Annotated in this window: 16 protein-coding genes; 8 read left to right on the top strand and 8 right to left on the bottom strand. The window is 50.0% G+C overall.

Annotated elements, in window-relative coordinates:
- Window positions 1-104 precede the first annotated feature (104 nt).
- The 3 genes from B4W65_RS09195 to yidC all read left to right on the top strand — a co-directional run bounded on the left by B4W65_RS09195 (window position 105) and on the right by yidC (window position 5,659).
- Window positions 105-2,066 (top strand): DUF349 domain-containing protein, encoded by a 1,962-nt coding sequence (locus tag B4W65_RS09195; RefSeq protein ID WP_088654924.1) that lies wholly within the window; start codon window positions 105-107, stop codon window positions 2,064-2,066.
- 87 nt (window positions 2,067-2,153) lie between these two features.
- Window positions 2,154-3,773: a CTP synthase gene (locus tag B4W65_RS09200; protein WP_088654858.1), complete on the top strand. Its 1,620-nt coding sequence runs from the start codon at window positions 2,154-2,156 to the stop codon at window positions 3,771-3,773.
- A gap of 2 nt (window positions 3,774-3,775) precedes the next feature.
- A complete protein-coding gene (gene yidC / locus B4W65_RS09205) occupies window positions 3,776-5,659 on the top strand; it encodes a membrane protein insertase YidC (protein WP_088654859.1) in 1,884 nt (627 codons plus the stop codon).
- Window positions 5,660-5,739: 80 nt separating this feature from the next.
- On the opposite strand, the gene B4W65_RS09210 is transcribed toward yidC, so the two are convergent.
- The 6 genes from B4W65_RS09210 to B4W65_RS09235 all read right to left on the bottom strand — a co-directional run bounded on the left by B4W65_RS09210 (window position 5,740) and on the right by B4W65_RS09235 (window position 9,655).
- Complete coding sequence (locus tag B4W65_RS09210; RefSeq protein ID WP_158522818.1) at window positions 5,740-6,363, bottom strand: YiiX/YebB-like N1pC/P60 family cysteine hydrolase; 624 nt, start codon at window positions 6,361-6,363, stop codon at window positions 5,740-5,742.
- A 41-nt stretch (window positions 6,364-6,404) separates the two neighbouring features.
- Complete coding sequence (locus tag B4W65_RS09215; protein ID WP_088654861.1) at window positions 6,405-6,776, bottom strand: hypothetical protein; 372 nt, start codon at window positions 6,774-6,776, stop codon at window positions 6,405-6,407.
- Between the two features lie 52 nt (window positions 6,777-6,828).
- Window positions 6,829-7,779, bottom strand: a complete 951-nt coding sequence (locus tag B4W65_RS09220) for an SLAC1 anion channel family protein (RefSeq protein WP_088654862.1) — start codon at window positions 7,777-7,779, stop codon at window positions 6,829-6,831.
- Between the two features lie 134 nt (window positions 7,780-7,913).
- Complete coding sequence (gene trxA, locus B4W65_RS09225) at window positions 7,914-8,330, bottom strand: thioredoxin (protein ID WP_205741247.1); 417 nt, start codon at window positions 8,328-8,330, stop codon at window positions 7,914-7,916.
- Between the two features lie 20 nt (window positions 8,331-8,350).
- Window positions 8,351-9,295: an NAD(P)/FAD-dependent oxidoreductase gene (locus tag B4W65_RS09230; protein WP_240509529.1), complete on the bottom strand. Its 945-nt coding sequence runs from the start codon at window positions 9,293-9,295 to the stop codon at window positions 8,351-8,353.
- Window positions 9,296-9,298: 3 nt separating this feature from the next.
- Window positions 9,299-9,655 carry a YbbN family protein gene (locus B4W65_RS09235; RefSeq protein WP_088654863.1) on the bottom strand — a complete coding sequence of 119 codons (357 nt, stop codon included), beginning with the start codon at window positions 9,653-9,655 and terminating at the stop codon, window positions 9,299-9,301.
- Between the two features lie 141 nt (window positions 9,656-9,796).
- On the opposite strand from B4W65_RS09235, the gene B4W65_RS09240 reads away from it, so the two are divergent.
- The 3 genes from B4W65_RS09240 (at window position 9,797) to trxB (ending at window position 12,614) form a co-directional block, all read left to right on the top strand.
- Entirely contained in the window at window positions 9,797-10,489 is a 693-nt protein-coding gene (locus tag B4W65_RS09240) for a Crp/Fnr family transcriptional regulator (RefSeq protein WP_088654864.1), read from the top strand.
- A gap of 16 nt (window positions 10,490-10,505) precedes the next feature.
- Window positions 10,506-11,438, top strand: a complete 933-nt coding sequence (locus B4W65_RS09245) for a DUF4249 domain-containing protein (protein ID WP_088654865.1) — start codon at window positions 10,506-10,508, stop codon at window positions 11,436-11,438.
- Between the two features lie 159 nt (window positions 11,439-11,597).
- Window positions 11,598-12,614, top strand: coding sequence for a thioredoxin-disulfide reductase (trxB, locus tag B4W65_RS09250; RefSeq protein WP_088654866.1), 1,017 nt, complete (start codon window positions 11,598-11,600; stop codon window positions 12,612-12,614).
- 131 nt (window positions 12,615-12,745) lie between these two features.
- Here trxB and B4W65_RS09255 read toward each other — a convergent pair whose 3' ends face one another.
- Together B4W65_RS09255 and B4W65_RS09260 are read right to left on the bottom strand one after the other, a co-directional pair.
- Window positions 12,746-13,102 carry a nucleotidyltransferase domain-containing protein gene (locus tag B4W65_RS09255; protein ID WP_240509530.1) on the bottom strand — a complete coding sequence of 119 codons (357 nt, stop codon included), beginning with the start codon at window positions 13,100-13,102 and terminating at the stop codon, window positions 12,746-12,748.
- A 716-nt stretch (window positions 13,103-13,818) separates the two neighbouring features.
- Window positions 13,819-14,658, bottom strand: a complete 840-nt coding sequence (locus B4W65_RS09260) for an ATPase (protein WP_088654868.1) — start codon at window positions 14,656-14,658, stop codon at window positions 13,819-13,821.
- 108 nt (window positions 14,659-14,766) lie between these two features.
- Between B4W65_RS09260 and B4W65_RS17385 the strand changes: the two genes are divergently transcribed.
- Window positions 14,767-14,940, top strand: a complete 174-nt coding sequence (locus tag B4W65_RS17385) for a hypothetical protein (RefSeq protein WP_169713475.1) — start codon at window positions 14,767-14,769, stop codon at window positions 14,938-14,940.
- Window positions 14,941-14,942: 2 nt separating this feature from the next.
- Entirely contained in the window at window positions 14,943-16,265 is a 1,323-nt protein-coding gene (locus tag B4W65_RS09265) for a glycosyltransferase family 2 protein (RefSeq protein WP_088654869.1), read from the top strand.

The raw sequence follows: 16,265 nt of genomic DNA on the forward strand, positions 1-16,265 counted from the left end.
GATAGCAAAGCCTGTTGAAATGCAGGCCAAAGGAATTTTTTAAAAAACTTTGGACTTTGCCCCTAATGTAATATATTCGTAGAGTGAATATAACACCTATGGTGATGGAAGCAAATGAACTGAACAAGGAATCCCAGGAGGAAACCCGTCTGAATGCGACCGAACAGGTCGATGAATCCAAAAAAGAGGAACAAAAGACCCCGGAAGCTGCCCCTGAAAAGGAAGCCGAACCCACTGCAAAGCATGCTGAGGCTGAGACCAATGCCCCATCCGAAAAGCAAGCCTCGGACGAGCAGGCAGCAAATAAGGTGGAAGCTGCAGAGGAAGTGGAGACAACTGCACCGACTCAGGAAGACTACAGCAATCTTGATCGGGAAAGCCTGGTGGCCAAATTCCGACAGCTGCTTAAGGAACAGCCAATCAGTGACCTGAAACCGGCCGTGGATACCTTACGCAAAGTCTTCGACAAAGCCTCCGAAGAAATTGAAAACAAGGCCAAAGCGGCTTTCGTCGCCTCCGGAGAACCCGAAGAGCTCTTTGTCCATCAGCCCGACAACCTGCAAAAGGAATTCTCGGCCCTGCTTTTTGAATACCGCAGCAAACGCGACAGCGAGCGACAATCTCAGGAACACGAGAAAGAAAAGAACCTTGCGGCCAAATACGAGGTCATCGAAGGGATTAAGGACTTGCTGAACCGTCAGGAATCGCTCAACGAGACCTTTCAGGAATTTCGTGATCTGCAACAACGCTGGCGCGATATTGGTCCCGTACCCCAAGGAAAGTTGCACGATTTGTGGGAAACCTTTCACCTACACGTAGAGAACTTTTACAACTACATCAAAATAAACAACGAGCTGCGCGACCTCGACATCAAAAAGAATTACGAGGAAAAGATAGCACTTTGCGAAAAAGCAGAGGAACTGCTGCTCGAAGATTCGGCCGTTAAAGCCTTTAAAGCCCTGCAAAAACTGCACGACCAGTGGCGCGAAGTAGGCCCTGTGCCGCGAGAAAAGAAGGAAGAGCTGTGGGAGCGTTTCAAGGCAGCCACCAGCAAAATTAACCAGCGTCAGCAGGAGCATTTTGAAGCCCTCAAAAACCAGTTGAAGAAAAACCTGGAGGCCAAAATTGAATTGTGCGAAAAAGCAGAAGCGCTGCTGGCCGAGGAACTGCATTCACCCAAAGAATGGGAGGAGAAAAGCAAACAGCTTATTGATCTGCAGCAGGTGTGGAAAACCATAGGCTTTGCGCCCAAAAAAGACAACAATCTGGTATACGAACGTTTTCGTAAGGCCTGCGACAGCTTTTTCAACAGCAAGCGTGAGTTTTTCAAAACCTATAAGGACGAACAACAGAATAATCTGCAGCTCAAAACGGAGCTCTGCATTCAGGCCGAAGCCATGAAGGAGAGCAACGACTGGAAGAAAACCACGGACGAATACATACGCATCCAAAAAAAGTGGAAAGAAATTGGCCCGGTGCCCCGCAAGCAGTCCGACATTGTTTGGAAGCGCTTCCGCGAAGCCTGTGACTACTTCTTCAACCGTAAAAAGGACTTCTTCAGTCACATCGATGAAGAACAAGACAAAAACCTCGAAGCCAAAGAAGCGCTTATTGCCGAACTGACCGGGTTTGAAATCAAAGAGGACAACGAAAAGAACTTTGAAATTTTGCAGGACTTCCAGCGCCGCTGGTCCAACATCGGTTTTGTGCCGCTTAAAGAAAAGGAGCGTATCAACCAGGAATTCCGCAACCTCATCAACCAAAAGTTTGATCACCTTAACCTCGACGAAGTCAACAAAAACCTTCAGAAATTTCGCAACAAGCTCGAAAACTGGAAGGCTGAGGATCAGTTTGCCGAAAAAATCGGGCAGGAACGCAATCGCATTATGCTGAAGTTGAAGCAACTCGAAAACGACCTGGTTGTTTGGGAAAACAACATTGGTTTCTTTGCCAAATCGAAGAACTCAGATGCCTTGGTGCGCGACTTCCAACACAAAATAGAGAACGGAAAGCGCAATATGGAATTGCTGAATAAGAAACTGGACCTGATCGACGAAATGCTGTAATTATTCTTCGGCGCGACCTATTTTCGGTCAGATTTTTCTACCTTTGTGGTTTAATTAAAATTGTAGAATTATTTAACCAGATACGCCGTGCCGGATACTCGTTACGTTTTTGTTACCGGAGGGGTTGCTTCTTCACTCGGAAAGGGAATCATCTCCGCCTCCCTGGCCAAATTGCTGCAGGCCAGAGGATATAAAGTCACCATTCAAAAACTGGATCCCTACTTGAACGTGGATCCCGGAACATTGAACCCCTACGAACACGGGGAGTGCTACGTAACCGAGGATGGTGCTGAGACCGACCTGGATTTGGGACATTACGAACGTTTCCTCAACGTTCCCACCTCCCAGGCCAACAACGTAACCACAGGCCGCATTTATCAAAATGTCATCAACAAAGAAAGACGTGGTGATTTTTTGGGCAAGACGGTACAAATCATCCCCCACATTACCGATGAAATCAAAAGAAACATCAAACTGCTGGGCAGCAAGCACCGTTTTGATGTGGTAATCACTGAAATTGGCGGAACGGTGGGCGACATCGAATCCCTCCCCTACATTGAAGCGGTTCGTCAGCTGAAATGGGAACTCGGATCCCGGGCCGTAAATATTCACCTTACGCTGGTCCCCTACCTGGCAGCCAGCGGCGAGCTCAAAACCAAACCTACCCAACACTCGGTAAAGGCACTGCTCGAAGAAGGCGTTCAGCCCGATGTACTGGTCTTGCGTACCGAAAAAGATCTGGCCCCCGACATCCGCAAAAAAGTAGCGCTTTTCTGCAATGTGGACAGCCGCTCAGTAATTCAAAGCATTGATGTCAGCTCCATATATGAGGTGCCGGTAAAAATGCAGGAAGAAGGTCTGGATGAAATCATTCTGGAGAAATTAAAGTTGCCGGTAGATCAAAAACCAGAACTGAAGGACTGGAAAAGCTTTCTGGACAAATTGCACAACGCTAAAAAAGTCGTAAAGATTGGCTTGGTGGGCAAGTACGTCGAACTCAACGATGCCTACAAGTCCATCATCGAAGCCCTCATACATGCCGCCACCTACAACGATCACAAGGTGGACGTACAACTGATCCAGAGTGAAACCCTCACCTCAGAAAACATAGCCGACACACTAACGGGATTGCACGGCATTCTGGTGGCGCCGGGTTTTGGGCACCGTGGCTTCGACGGTAAATTGCTGGCCGTACAGCATGCCCGAGAAAACAACATCCCCTTCCTGGGAATTTGTCTGGGTATGCAGACTGCCGTCATTGAATTTGCGCGTAATGTACTCAAATACGAGAAAGCCAACTCCAAAGAAATGGATCATACCACCGCTTACCCGGTGATTGATTTAATGGAAGACCAAAAAAACATTACCGACAAGGGCGGAACCATGCGTTTGGGGGCCTACGACTGTAAGCTTAATAAGGAGAGTAAGCTTTCTGCAGCTTATGGCCAGGATTGCATCCGGGAAAGACACCGCCACCGCTACGAGTTCAACAACGAATACCTGTCGGCCTTCGAAGCCGCCGGGATGAAGGCTACCGGCATCAATCCCGATACAGGATTGGTAGAGATTGTAGAATTGCCCGATCACCCTTGGTTTGTAGGGGTACAGTTTCACCCGGAATACAGCAGCACGGTTTTAAAGCCCCATCCGGTATTTATGGCCTTCATTAAAGCAGCAATTAACGAAACTCCAAATACTAAACAATAAAAATGGATAGGAATTCGATAACGGGTCTGATTCTCATCAGTCTGGTACTGATTGGTTTTTATTTCATCAACAAACCTTCTGCCGAACAGGTGGAGGCCATGCAGCACCAACGTGATTCACTGGAAAGAGTAGAGTTGCTGCGCCAGCAAGAATTAGACGCTGCCCTTAAGCAACAAGCCGAAGCCAGCCCCGTGGCACTGGAAGCCGAGGCGGAGGCAACGACAGTAAGTGACAGCATTCAGTTGAACAATCAGCTTCAGGCACGCTTTGGACAGATGGCTCCCTTTGTAGAAGGAGAAGCCACCTACTACACCCTCGAAAACGAAAAGGTACGTATGGTACTGAGCTCTAAGGGTGCCCGCATCTATTCGGTAGAGCTGAAGGAATATAAAACGCACGACGGGCAACCACTGATTCTCTTCGATGGCGAGGCCAACAAGTTTGGCTTTACCTTTACACACAACACCCGCATCTTCAACACCAACGACCTCTTTTTTGAAGCACGACAGGAAAACGAGGAGCAGATCGTTTTTGAATTGGGCACCGAACAGGGTGAGCAGCTGCGTTTCAAATACACCTTGCCGGCCGACGAATACATGGCGCGTTTTGAACTGCAAACCGAGCGCCTCAACAACCTGATGGCGACCCCACGGGGCAGCATTGACCTGACCTGGTATATGGAAATGCCGGCATTTGAAAAGGGTCGCAGCAGCGAGAAGCGCTACTCAGGACTATATTACAAATACCACCTCGACGAAGTGGATTGGCTCAAAGGAGCAGGCGACGGAAGTGAAGATCTAAGAACCAAGGTCAAGTGGATTGGTTTTAAGGGCCAGTTTTTCTCCTCTGTATTTATCGCTGACGAGGCCTTTGCAAGCGCCAACGTGGAAGTAAAGGCAGAAGAAAACGAGCAAAGCAACTTTTTGGCTTACAACAAGGCCGAAACAGTGATTCCGGTGGACCTCTCCACCGACGAGAACATTGGTTTTTCCTTCTATTTTGGTCCCAACCACTTTTTCACGCTCAACAATTACGACAAGGAACTGGAGCTTAACCAACTGATTCCCCTGGGCTGGGGCATATTCGGCTGGGTCAACCGCATTGCGGTCATTCCCGTCTTCAATTTTCTTGAAGGCTTCATTGGCAGTTACGGCATCATCATCCTGATCCTGACCATCCTCATCAAACTGGTACTCTTCCCCCTCACCTACAAGTCGTACATGTCTACGGCCAAAATGAAGGTGCTGAAACCCCAGATTGATGAAATCAATGAGCGCATCCCTAAGGAGAAAGCTATGGAGCGCCAGCAGGCCACCATGGCCCTCTATAAAAAGGCCGGCGTGAATCCCATGGGCGGTTGTTTGCCCATGCTGCTCCAGATGCCCATTCTTATCGCGATGTTCAACTTTTTCCCGGTGTCCATCGAATTGCGCCAGGAGAGTTTCCTTTGGGCAACCGACTTGTCGGCCTACGACTCGATCTTCGACCTGCCCTTCAACATTCCCTTTTACGGAGCGCATGTGAGTCTCTTTACCCTTTTGATGGCGGCAACCAACATGCTGTACACCAAAATGAACTCCGAAATGACTGCCTCGGCCAACCAAATGCCGGGTATGAAGGGGATGATGTATATGATGCCGGTGATGTTCCTCTTCTTCTTCAACAACTATGCATCGGGTTTGAGTTACTACTACTTTGTTTCCACCTTGATCACTGTGGGACAAACCCTCTTGATTCGTCGTTTTGTGGATGAGAAGAAGCTGCTGAAAAAGATTCAGGCCAACCAAAAGAAACCGGTGAAGAAATCTAAGTTTGCTCAGCGTCTGGAAGAAATGACCAAGCAGCAACAACAATTACAAAAAGGCGGCAAGAACAAGAAACGTTAAGCGTTTCCACCGTCAGTTTTACCCATAATAAAGAGGGAGAAAAGCAGCTGCTTTTCTCCCTCTTTATTTTCAAAAAGCCCCTATTTTTCAAGCACCTTCCCCACAAAACGGAGGTGGGGCGACAAAGCCATCCCATTGGGGTTGCAACCCGGCCTTCCTTCGGGAATCTCCACCCCCAAACGCGAATAGTGATCCACCCACAAGGGATGAAAATCCCCCGTTTCGGGATTTTTAAAGGTCATGGCTTCCAGTTCAAAGATGTCTGACGAGCGAAAAAGGGTATACACAAAACCCGAGCAGTAATGGCCGGTCCCATCCATCAGATAGGCATCGTCGTAGGGCAAGCCATTGAGAGTGCGTGCAGTATCCAGCGCAGCGGGTATATGTATGTGCAGGGAGTCGCACAGCCGATACACATCGGCCCGGTGACGGGTTTTCAAAAAAGCCTCCAGACTTTCGCAACTCACCCCCTTCTTGGGGGCTGCATGCCAAATCCACACCGTGGAGTCCCTCACCTCCACCATACCCATGTGGGTATAGGAAGTCTCCATCTCGGTCTTGGTTACATCGTCGATGGCCGTAGACAGCTTATCGCCGCCCCACAAACCGGGACCGGTAAACACAAAGTCGCCCGACTGCAAATCGCTTACTTTAAGGTCTGGGGGCTTATGCCCGCAGCCCGGTGTCCAAAAAAGAATGCCCATAAGCACAACAACAAGACAACTTGCCGGAATGAAACGCTGCCTCATATTCCCAGGGCCCTCAACAGGTCGTCGGCCTTATCGCGATGCAAGGCACAAATCCGGTCTATTTTATCACGCAAAATAAGGTGCGCGCCCATGTACTCATGGGTGGGCGTTATGGGAAAATCCCTGTTGTAGTACTGCATCTCTTCCTCCTGCACTTTAATGCGCTTTTCGAGCTGTTGCAGTTCACTCTCATGGTCCTCCAGCACCATCAGTTCTACCGTATTCATGGCCCTTGCTTCATCGCGCTGCAACAACTCCTCGTTGCGGGCCTTCAACAGCGCCAGCTCCTTCAGATAGTAACTGAGTCTATTTTTCCAGAGTCGGTATTCAAACTCCAGATCAGTCAAAAAAATGCTCCCTTCCTTCATAGCCGTGGATTTTGTAGGGAAGATAGCAGTTTTCGCGCAATCGAACAATGCTTTATTCCTCCATTACGCAAATTTCGCCTCGAAACAGGTGGCGCAAAGTATGCCAGGCCACAACAGCAATAACCACCGCTGAAACCCCGGCAAAAAACCAGGCCATATATTTAAAAGCGGTTTCTCCGGACACTTCAAAGGCCAAAGTGGTGGCCACCGTTAAGGCGGTGAGCGGGAAAGTAAAGGCCCACCACGACATAAAAAACTTAAGCCGTGTAAAACTTCGGTACATGCTCACCAAAAGCACAAAAAAGAACAGGGCCATCATCAGTAAAAACATGGCACCCCCGTCCCAACTGCCAAAAAGCCGCATGTAAGCCAAAAAGCCTACCGCCGGCGGGGCAATTATGATGAAAAAGGTAGGAATAAACTTCTCGGGCAGCTGTCCGTGAAAAATCACCCTGTTCATAAACAGACCAAACAGAATGATCCAGAAGAACATGCCCGAGGAAAAATAAAAATACGACAGCAATTCGGGGGCATGTTCCACCCCACTTATAGGCACCAAAACATTACCCACGGCAGGAATGAACCAGGCGGGATTAAAGTGCTTGATTTCATAACTGTGTGTTATCCAGTAGCCGATGGCTTTAATCATAAAAAGGGTATGCAGCACCACGCCCGGCCACCAAAGATACTGCGATACCGAACTGCTGACCGGCTCCCAGGCAATGGACAAGAGCAGCAAGGAAATAGAAATAGAGGGAAAAAAGTTGATCTTAATGGGATGCAAAAACTCCCTGCGCACCTCGTCCATAAATCGCATGGTCTTGAGCAAATAAAGAGACGCAATAAAAATCGCCAGTCCACTCAAAGTCCACAATGCTGTGCTGTAACACCAGGAAGGCAACCAGCCGTTGCTGCCAAACTTCGACAGGATCAGGGTAGCTCCACTCAGTCCCATAATCACCGTAAAGGCCGAAATGGGAAAATACTTTATCTTATTCCACATAACTGTATGCTTTAAAAAAATCTGCTGCTCAGATTAAAGGTATGAAAAATACCCGGATGAACTCTTTCAGGTCCGATCCGGGCATTTCCAATTAACCAAAAAACAATATCTCTGTATATATAGAAGCATCGGGGCTAAGCCTGCAGCATTTTCTTCAACAGAAAATCCTTACTCTTTACCCCTACAAAACGATCCACTTCGCGACCGTCTTTCAGCAAAAGCAAAGTGGGTATGCTGCGCACCTTAAACTGCTCGGCCAGGCGCTGCTGCTCCTCTACATTGACCTTGGCCACTTGTCCCACACCCCCCGAAGACCTGGCCACCTGATTCAACACGGGAGCCATCATTTTACAAGGGGTGCACCACCCGGCCCAAAAATCGACCAGCACCACCCCCTTGGCGGTCTTTGCTTTAAAGTTATCGGTCGTCAGGTGCTGAATCTCCTCTGCATCTGGCAAGGAGGCAAAGTGCTTCATTCGCCGATAGTTAAAGTACGAATAGCCGATAAAAATCACCACAAAGGCGATGAGTCCATAATAAAAAGGGTCCATATACCAAAAGGTTTTTGTGCTTAGGCCGACTTCGACTTCAGCTGATGCAAATAGTTGGATGCGGCCAGGGCAGCAACGGTGGCATCGCCTACCGCTGTGGTAACCTGGCGATAACGTTTGGCGATGGCGTCGCCAGCGGCAAAAACACCCGGCACGTTGGTCTCCATATCCGCATTTACCACCATTTCACCCCGCTCGTTCAAGGCGACCTTCCCTTGCAGGAATTCGGTATTGGGCACGTAGCCAATGAAGACAAACACCCCGTCGGTAGCAAAGCGCTCTACACGCTGCTCCTTCAAATGGGTAATGTCTACCGCTTCGAGGTTCTCCCCGCCATAGAAGGCGCTCACCGTAGCTTCCATCACAATGGAAATCTTCGGGTGCTTACGGGCCTCCTCAATGGCATGTTCAAAAGCCTGAAAATGATCAAACTGATGCACAATGGTGACCTTTGAAGCGTATTTGGTCAGCGAAACCGCCTCCTCCAAAGCAGAGTTGCCCCCGCCCACTACCACAATCTCCTTATCGGTAAAAAAGTCCCCGTCGCAGGTAGCGCAATACGAAATGCCCTTGCCTTTGTAGCTGTCCTCCCCCGGCACCCCCAAGGTTCTGCTGCGTCCGCCCGGGGTGAGCACCACGGCATCGGCCGAGTAGGTCTCCCCGTTAGACAGGGTAAAAGTCTTCACAGCACCATCCAATTCCATATTGGCGATGTCGATGTTCGACTTTAAGGAACAACCAAAACTTTGGGCCTGTTTTTTCATGATGTTGCCCAACATATAGCCGTTGATCGACTCCACGCCGGGATAGTTGGCAATCTCGTGCGTCAGTACCATCTGGCCCCCTATGGTCCCTTCACTCAAAATAAGGGTATTCAGACGGGCCCGCGACAGGTAAATACCTGCCGTGAGTCCCGCTGGTCCACCCCCCACCACTATAGCGTCGTAATGTTTGTTTTCCATCATAACTTAAGCGTTTTTAGCTGCGCCAAACTGCTCGTTCAAAATACCGGTTACCTGATCGCGACTCTGAATGCTGGAAGTGGCTTTTACCACCTTGCCGTTTTTGTAATAAATGGTAAAGGGGATGCCCATAAAACCACGTACCTCAGGCAAGTTACGAATGACGTGTGCCTCGGGGTTGTCAAATTCCATATCGAAAAACTTCACGTGACTGTATTCGCCTTCCAATTCTTCCATGATTCCGTAAACGGGGATGCACATGGGGCCCATACGGCCACAACAAACCATTACATTCTCGTTCTCGTTGATGATTTTTGCGTGCTGCTCTGCAGTCTCAATGTGATTCAAATTTGTGTACAACATAGTATTCAATTTTTAGCGTTGATATTCGTTAATTAGCACAAGACAAAAGTAGGGCGGCCTCAGCAATTTTCTTTAAATTTGGGCTGCGACGAACTCCGCTTGCGGATTGATTTGCCTCAACTTTTTTATTGATCCGGAAATATGAAGACCATCCAGGAAGACGACAACAACTTTATTTGCGACATAGCGGCCCCCTGTTTTCACCTCCTGGCCGGAGACGAACTCACCCTGGTGCGTGAAAGCAAGACCCAGGTCTTGTTTCACAAAGGAGAAAACCTAAGCAAGCAGGGCACCTTTGCCTCCTACATTTTGTTTGTAATGAAGGGCCTGGTAAAAGTGCAGCTGCAGGAAGGCGATAAAAGCTTTAATTTGCGTTTGGCAGGAGCGGGTGAGTTTCTGGGACTCTCTACCGTTTTTGGCAAAAACACCTTCAACTATTCGGCCACAGCATTGAACGAAACCCAGGCCATGCTTGTTGAAAAGTCGGCCATTGAAGAATTGCTGAAAAGCAATGGACACTTTGCCTACAACCTCATGCGCCGCTACGTAGCCCACAACGACGACCTCTACCAAACCCTGCGCAACCTCATGTACAAGCAAATGAACGGTCGCCTGGCCGGCACCTTGCTGTATTTAAGCAGTGTAGAATTTGCCGGACAGGATGTTTTCAGCCTGCTCAGTCGCAAAGACCTCGGCGAATTTGCGGGGATATCTACCGAAAGCACCGTCAAACTGCTGAAAGCCTATGAACGGGAGGGTATTCTGAAACTGAACGATAAGCACATCGAAATACGGCAAGCGGACCTGCTGCGCGAACTGGCCGAAAAAGGATAAAAGTGGCGATATAAAGATGCAAAAGCGACTTAAAAATACCATCAGCGGACTGCTCCTCCTAATACTGGGGACCTTCAGCAGTTGCGAAAGCGACCTCCACCTACAGTTGAAGGAAGGCGGCGGGCAGCTTGTACTCTTTGCTTTTCCCACAGCCGACTCTACGCTTAGTCTACATCTGAGTCGCAGCGTAAACCACTCCTCGCTCGACGATTTTGAACGCATTTACGATGGCTACCTGGCCCTGTATCGGAACGGAGCCCGGGTCGATTCTTTTGCCTGGCCCTATCAGGAGACCTGGGCCCACCGGACCGGTCTGCCGGTGCGCGAAGGCGATGTGTGGACCATTCGCGGGGGCGACAGTAAAGGACAGCGCATTTCGGCCACCACCACCATTCCGCAGGCAGTCGCCATCGAGGGACTCGACAGCATTGGCCGAGGCAGTAAAAACGGCGATCCCTTTATTCAGTATGAACTCATTTTTACCGATCCTCCCGAAATTGACAATTACTACCAATTGCTGATCTTTGGGGAGACGCGCGACTCCCTCGACCATTTGCTGAACCGGCAAACCCTCAATTATGCCAAGACCGATGAAGTGTTTTACATACGCGACCAGGAGGGCAGCCTCCTGGGCGGCATCGACTTTCTGGGTTCCTTTTCCGACTACCTTATTCAGGGGCAGTCCCACCGCTTGCAAATCGGCATTCCATCCGTTTACCTCAGCAACCCCAAACCCGGCGAAAAACAGGTCATCCGTCTATGTCTGTTGAGTCTCTCCCCCGATTACTACCACTACCTGCGCAGTCGCGTAGTGGCCGAATACAATTACGATTTGCCCGTAGTGGATCCCATAAAAATATATTCGAATACCACGGGGGGACTCGGCCTCGTTGGGGGTATGTCCATAGCCAGCGACTCCTTGGTTCTTATCGGCTCCGACTATGAATAATCAAATTTGTTTATGAAAGCACCCCATCGTTTCGGTACAAGCATTAAGTTTAAATAGGTAACTTTGTCACCACAAAAGCTGCCAAAACTGCCATTTTGAGTTTTGGAATAAAAGTTGCAGATTTGCAGTCAAATTAAAACATATAAATACATACATATTATGGCCTTATTTGGAAAAATTGAGAATTTGGACAGCGGCTCCAACGACAACAAGAAAGACAAAAACATAAGCGACATCGAGAAAGCCCGCGTACTGATTATTGGCTCGGGACCAGCCGGTTACACAGCCGCCATTTATGCAGCACGTGCCAACCTCTCCCCCATATTGTATGAGGGTTTGCAGCCGGGTGGACAGCTTACCACCACCACCGAAGTCGAAAACTTCCCGGGCTATCCCTCCGGAATTACCGGTCCCGAAATGATGGAAGACCTCAAAAAACAAGCGGAACGTTTCGGCACCTCCATCCGTTTTGGCATGGCTACCGAGGTGGACTTTTCAGCGCGTCCCTATAAGGTGACCATCGACGACAAAAAAATAATTGAAGCAGAAGCCGTTATCATAGCCACCGGCGCCACCGCCAAATACCTCGGTCTTGAAGACGAGACCAAGTATGCTGGAGGCGGCGTTTCGGCCTGTGCCACCTGCGACGGTTTCTTTTACCGTGGCAAAGACGTTGGTGTAGTGGGCGGCGGCGACACCGCAGCCGAAGAAGCGCTGTACCTGGCCGGACTCTGTAACAAAGTGTACCTGATTGTACGTCGCGACGAGCTGCGTGCCTCCAAAGTCATGCAGGAGCGCGTATTCGCCACCAAAAACATTGAAGTATTATGGGAGCACCAAACCCTGGGCCTCTATGGCGACGGAGTTGTGGAAGGCGCCACCCTCGTGAAGAAAAAAGGAACGCCCGAAGAGGAGGAAGTTAAAATCAAAATCGACGGTTTCTTCCTGGCCATTGGACACAAACCCAATTCCGACATCTTCAAGCCCTTCCTCGAGACCGACGAAACCGGCTACATCAAAACCGTTCCCGGCTCATCCAGAACCAACGTTCCCGGCGTTTTTGCCTGTGGCGATGTACAAGACCACATCTACCGTCAGGCCGTAACCGCCGCCGGTTCCGGCTGTATGGCCGCCATCGACAGCGAACGCTTCCTGGCCGAAAATCCTTTGAAATAAGCCAAGAGACATTAGAACAAAACCAACAGAGCTGCTCTCCTAAGGGGGCAGCTCTGTTGCAACTTGGGCCTTGAAGGCCGCTGAGTACTTTTTTCTACTGGCTACCATAGCCGTTTTAAAGTTATGTTTTTTCAACTTAACTTGGTGTCCAATATTTGGGGTGCATTATATTTAAGCCTAATCCCTTCTTTTTGGATATTCTCATAAAATGGAGTAATGGAATACTTAGAATGCCATTCGTTCTTTGAATAAATTAATGGTGAAAAAATCTCTCCGGTTTTCAATTCCAACTCATAAAACTCATCCAGAAACTTAGTTTCGAAGTCAAACGAAATATTTGATGCATTAAGCAAGATCAACAAATCCCAATCAGACAGCTTCTTTGCATGTCCTCTGGCTCGTGAACCGTACAAATACACCTCTGAATCTGGTGCATTATTATCCACAACCATTTTTATCATTTGTAGTATTTTTTCTTTCCTGCTCATATTAACAAAGATAGCAATCTACGGCAATTTACACCGGTTTTACCAAAAACAAAAGATCAACTTCTCAATTCAACACCCACCAACAGCAATTCAACCCTTGACATAAACCCCTATGGCACATAGAAACGTAGCGTAACAAGCACGGCTCCACTCCGGAAGGGAAGTAGTGTAGAACAGCTGCCTTCAGAAAACAACTCGTCTAAGCGCAGATGCAGCTGTTCAAGCCTCTGAATGTTTCCGTAAGTGAACGAAGAAACGCAGCGTTACAAACACAATTGTGCTCTGGAAGGGAAGTGGTGCAAGATAGCGACCTACAGAAAACAACTCGTCTGAGCGCAGATGCAGCTGTTCAAGCCTCTGAATGTTTCCGTAAGTGAACGAAGAAACGCAGCGTAACAAGCATCGCTGTCTGAGCCGTAGGCGAGTTTCGATGCTTGTAGTGAAGTGAATGAAGTGAGCAGGAAACAGGCAGCAGCGCAGAACAGCTGCATCAAGCGAAATGAACAGGTGTTTTATGTCAGGCGCAAGATTGCACTACGACCACCCGAGTTCGATGCTTGTAGGGAAGCAAGCGAAGTGAATAGCTATTTTATGTCAGCAGCAGGAATACACTACGACCACTCGAGTTCAAGAATTTTAGCGACTTGAACAAAGGCTCCGGAAATAAGCGAAAGCGCAGATGGTACACATCAAGCGAATTGAACAGGTGTTTTCTGTCAGGCGCGTTCAGCAGCATGAAACACCATTAGAGCCTCCATCGGCGACCGCCTCACCTCTCCCAAACGGCAGCCCTTCTCCAACGCCACCTCCTCCAGCAGCTCCCGGAAAAACCAGGCTACACTCCCCGTAAAGTGCAAGGGCAGCTCCCGGTGCCCCGGATAAAGCAAAATGTTGCGGTCAAAAAACTCGACAAAACTCTCCCTAACCAGCCGACGTACAACCGGCACCTCCAAATGCTCCAGAATAAAAGGGACAAAGCCCGCTAAAAAGCGATTCGGAAAAGGCTGACGATACACCCGCTCTACCACCTGCAAGGCAGAAAGGTCGTAGCGCCCGATAAAAGCAGCCGACAAATCGGCCGGCAACTGTCGTTTAAAAACCGCGGATACCAACTTGCGTCCCAGCACCGCACCACTGCCCTCATCCCCCAGAATAAAACCCAGGGGCGAAATGTGCTCAACAATCTCGCGCCCGTTATAATGGCAGGAATTGGAGCCCGTACCCAGAATGGCAACAAGGCCCTCTGAGCGTCCACACAAACCACGAGCAGCCCCCAAAAGGTCGCTTTCGACCTCCACCCGGGCACCGGGAAAGCGCCCTTCGAGCGCAGTCACCAGCTTATTGCGTTGCGCCTCACCGGCACAACCCGCACCATAAAACCAAACTTCCTGAACCCCCACCCATCCGGGCAGTTCCATCAACACTTTTTCTATGTCGGTCAGCTCTTGATAAAAAGGATTGATGCCTGCACTTAAGGCATTTTCCTGAACCCCGCCATCGGCAGCAAACAAACACCACTCCGTTTTACTGGACCCACTATCGGCAATCAGCTTCATCTTCTTTTAAAAATCTTTGGTTACTCCGCCGGCTCTTGGCTATATTTACACCTTGTTGCGGTACAAAGCCGACACAAATTAAGCATTAATTCACCAAACACAAAGGTCATGAGCAAAGACAGCGGAACTTCAGGTGCCATTTACGGATTGGGCCTCATTGGCGCAGCCATCTACTTCATTTCCGGAGCCACCAGTTTCTGGGCAGGCGTACTCGGCTTTTTAAAGGCCCTGGTGTGGCCCGCCTTTTTGGTTTACGAACTGTTGAAATACATCGGCGCCTAAATATGGACAAAATAGAGAAGCACCTTTTGCTGCAGCCCTCGACTGCGGCCCTGAAAAGTATTGCACAAAGCTGCAAGGCACCCTACCTGTTGCTGCAACTCAGGGAAGCCGACATTGAATGGCTGCCCCGGGCCCGGGAGCGCCTCCTGCAAACAGCAGAAAACACCGGCGCCCTGCTGGTCTATGCCGACGCCTACCGCGAAAAGGACGGCCAACTGCAAGCCTGGCCCCACATCGACTACCAGGATGGGAGTCTCCGCGACGATTTTGATTTTGGTCCCCTGGTACTGGTCCAGACCGCTGCCTTTAAACTTGCCGTGGACCAGCTGGACGACCATAACTACGCAGCCTGGTACGCGGTGCGCCTGCATCTGGCCCGCCGGGGACGCATCCTTCGCCTGCCGGAATATCTTTACAGCTACAGTCGGGACAACGATAAGCGCAAAACGGGACAACAGCAATTCGATTATGTGGACCCGCGCAACCGCGAGGTGCAAATAGAGATGGAGGCCGTCTGCACCCGGCATTTGAGCGAGCTGGGCGCTCTGCTCCAGGCCCCTTTTAAAGAAGCCCCCCTCGAAGAAGGCGAGTTTCCGGTGACCGCCAGCATCGTTATTCCCGTTCGCAACCGCGTTAAAACCATAGAAGAAGCCGTCGCTTCGGCAGCGCGCCAGCGGTGCGACTTTCCGTTTAACATTTTGGTGGTGGACAACCACTCCGACGACGGAACAACGGAACGGCTGCAGGCACTGACGCAACAACACCCTCATTTGCTGCACCTGCAACCTAAAAGCAAGCAGCTGGGCATTGGGGGCTGCTGGAACGAGGCCCTTTACCATCCGCAATGTGGCCGCTTTGTGGTGCAGCTCGACAGCGACGACCTGTACAACAGCGACCAGGTGCTGCAAACCATCGTCGACACCTTTTACCGTGAGCGCTGCGCCCTGCTGGTGGGCAGCTACCAGATGGTCGACTTCCAGCTGGAGGAACTGCCACCGGGCCTCATCGACCACCGCGAATGGACCCCCCACAACGGTCCCAACAACGCCCTGCGCATCAACGGACTGGGTGCACCCCGCGCCTTTTTCACCCCCATTCTGCGTCAAATCGGTTTTCCCAACGTAAGCTATGGCGAGGACTATGCCGTAGCCCTGGCACTGAGTCGCACCTGGCACACCGGGCGCATCTACACGCCCCTCTACCTTTGTCGCCGCTGGGAAGGCAATACCGATGCCGACCTGAATGTGCAGCAGAGCAATGCGCACAATACGTATAAGGACCGACTGCGCACCCTCGAACTGTATGCCCGCACAGCCAAAAAATAG

The organism is Geofilum rhodophaeum (assembly GCF_002210225.1).
Lineage (GTDB): Bacteria > Bacteroidota > Bacteroidia > Bacteroidales > Marinilabiliaceae > Geofilum > Geofilum rhodophaeum.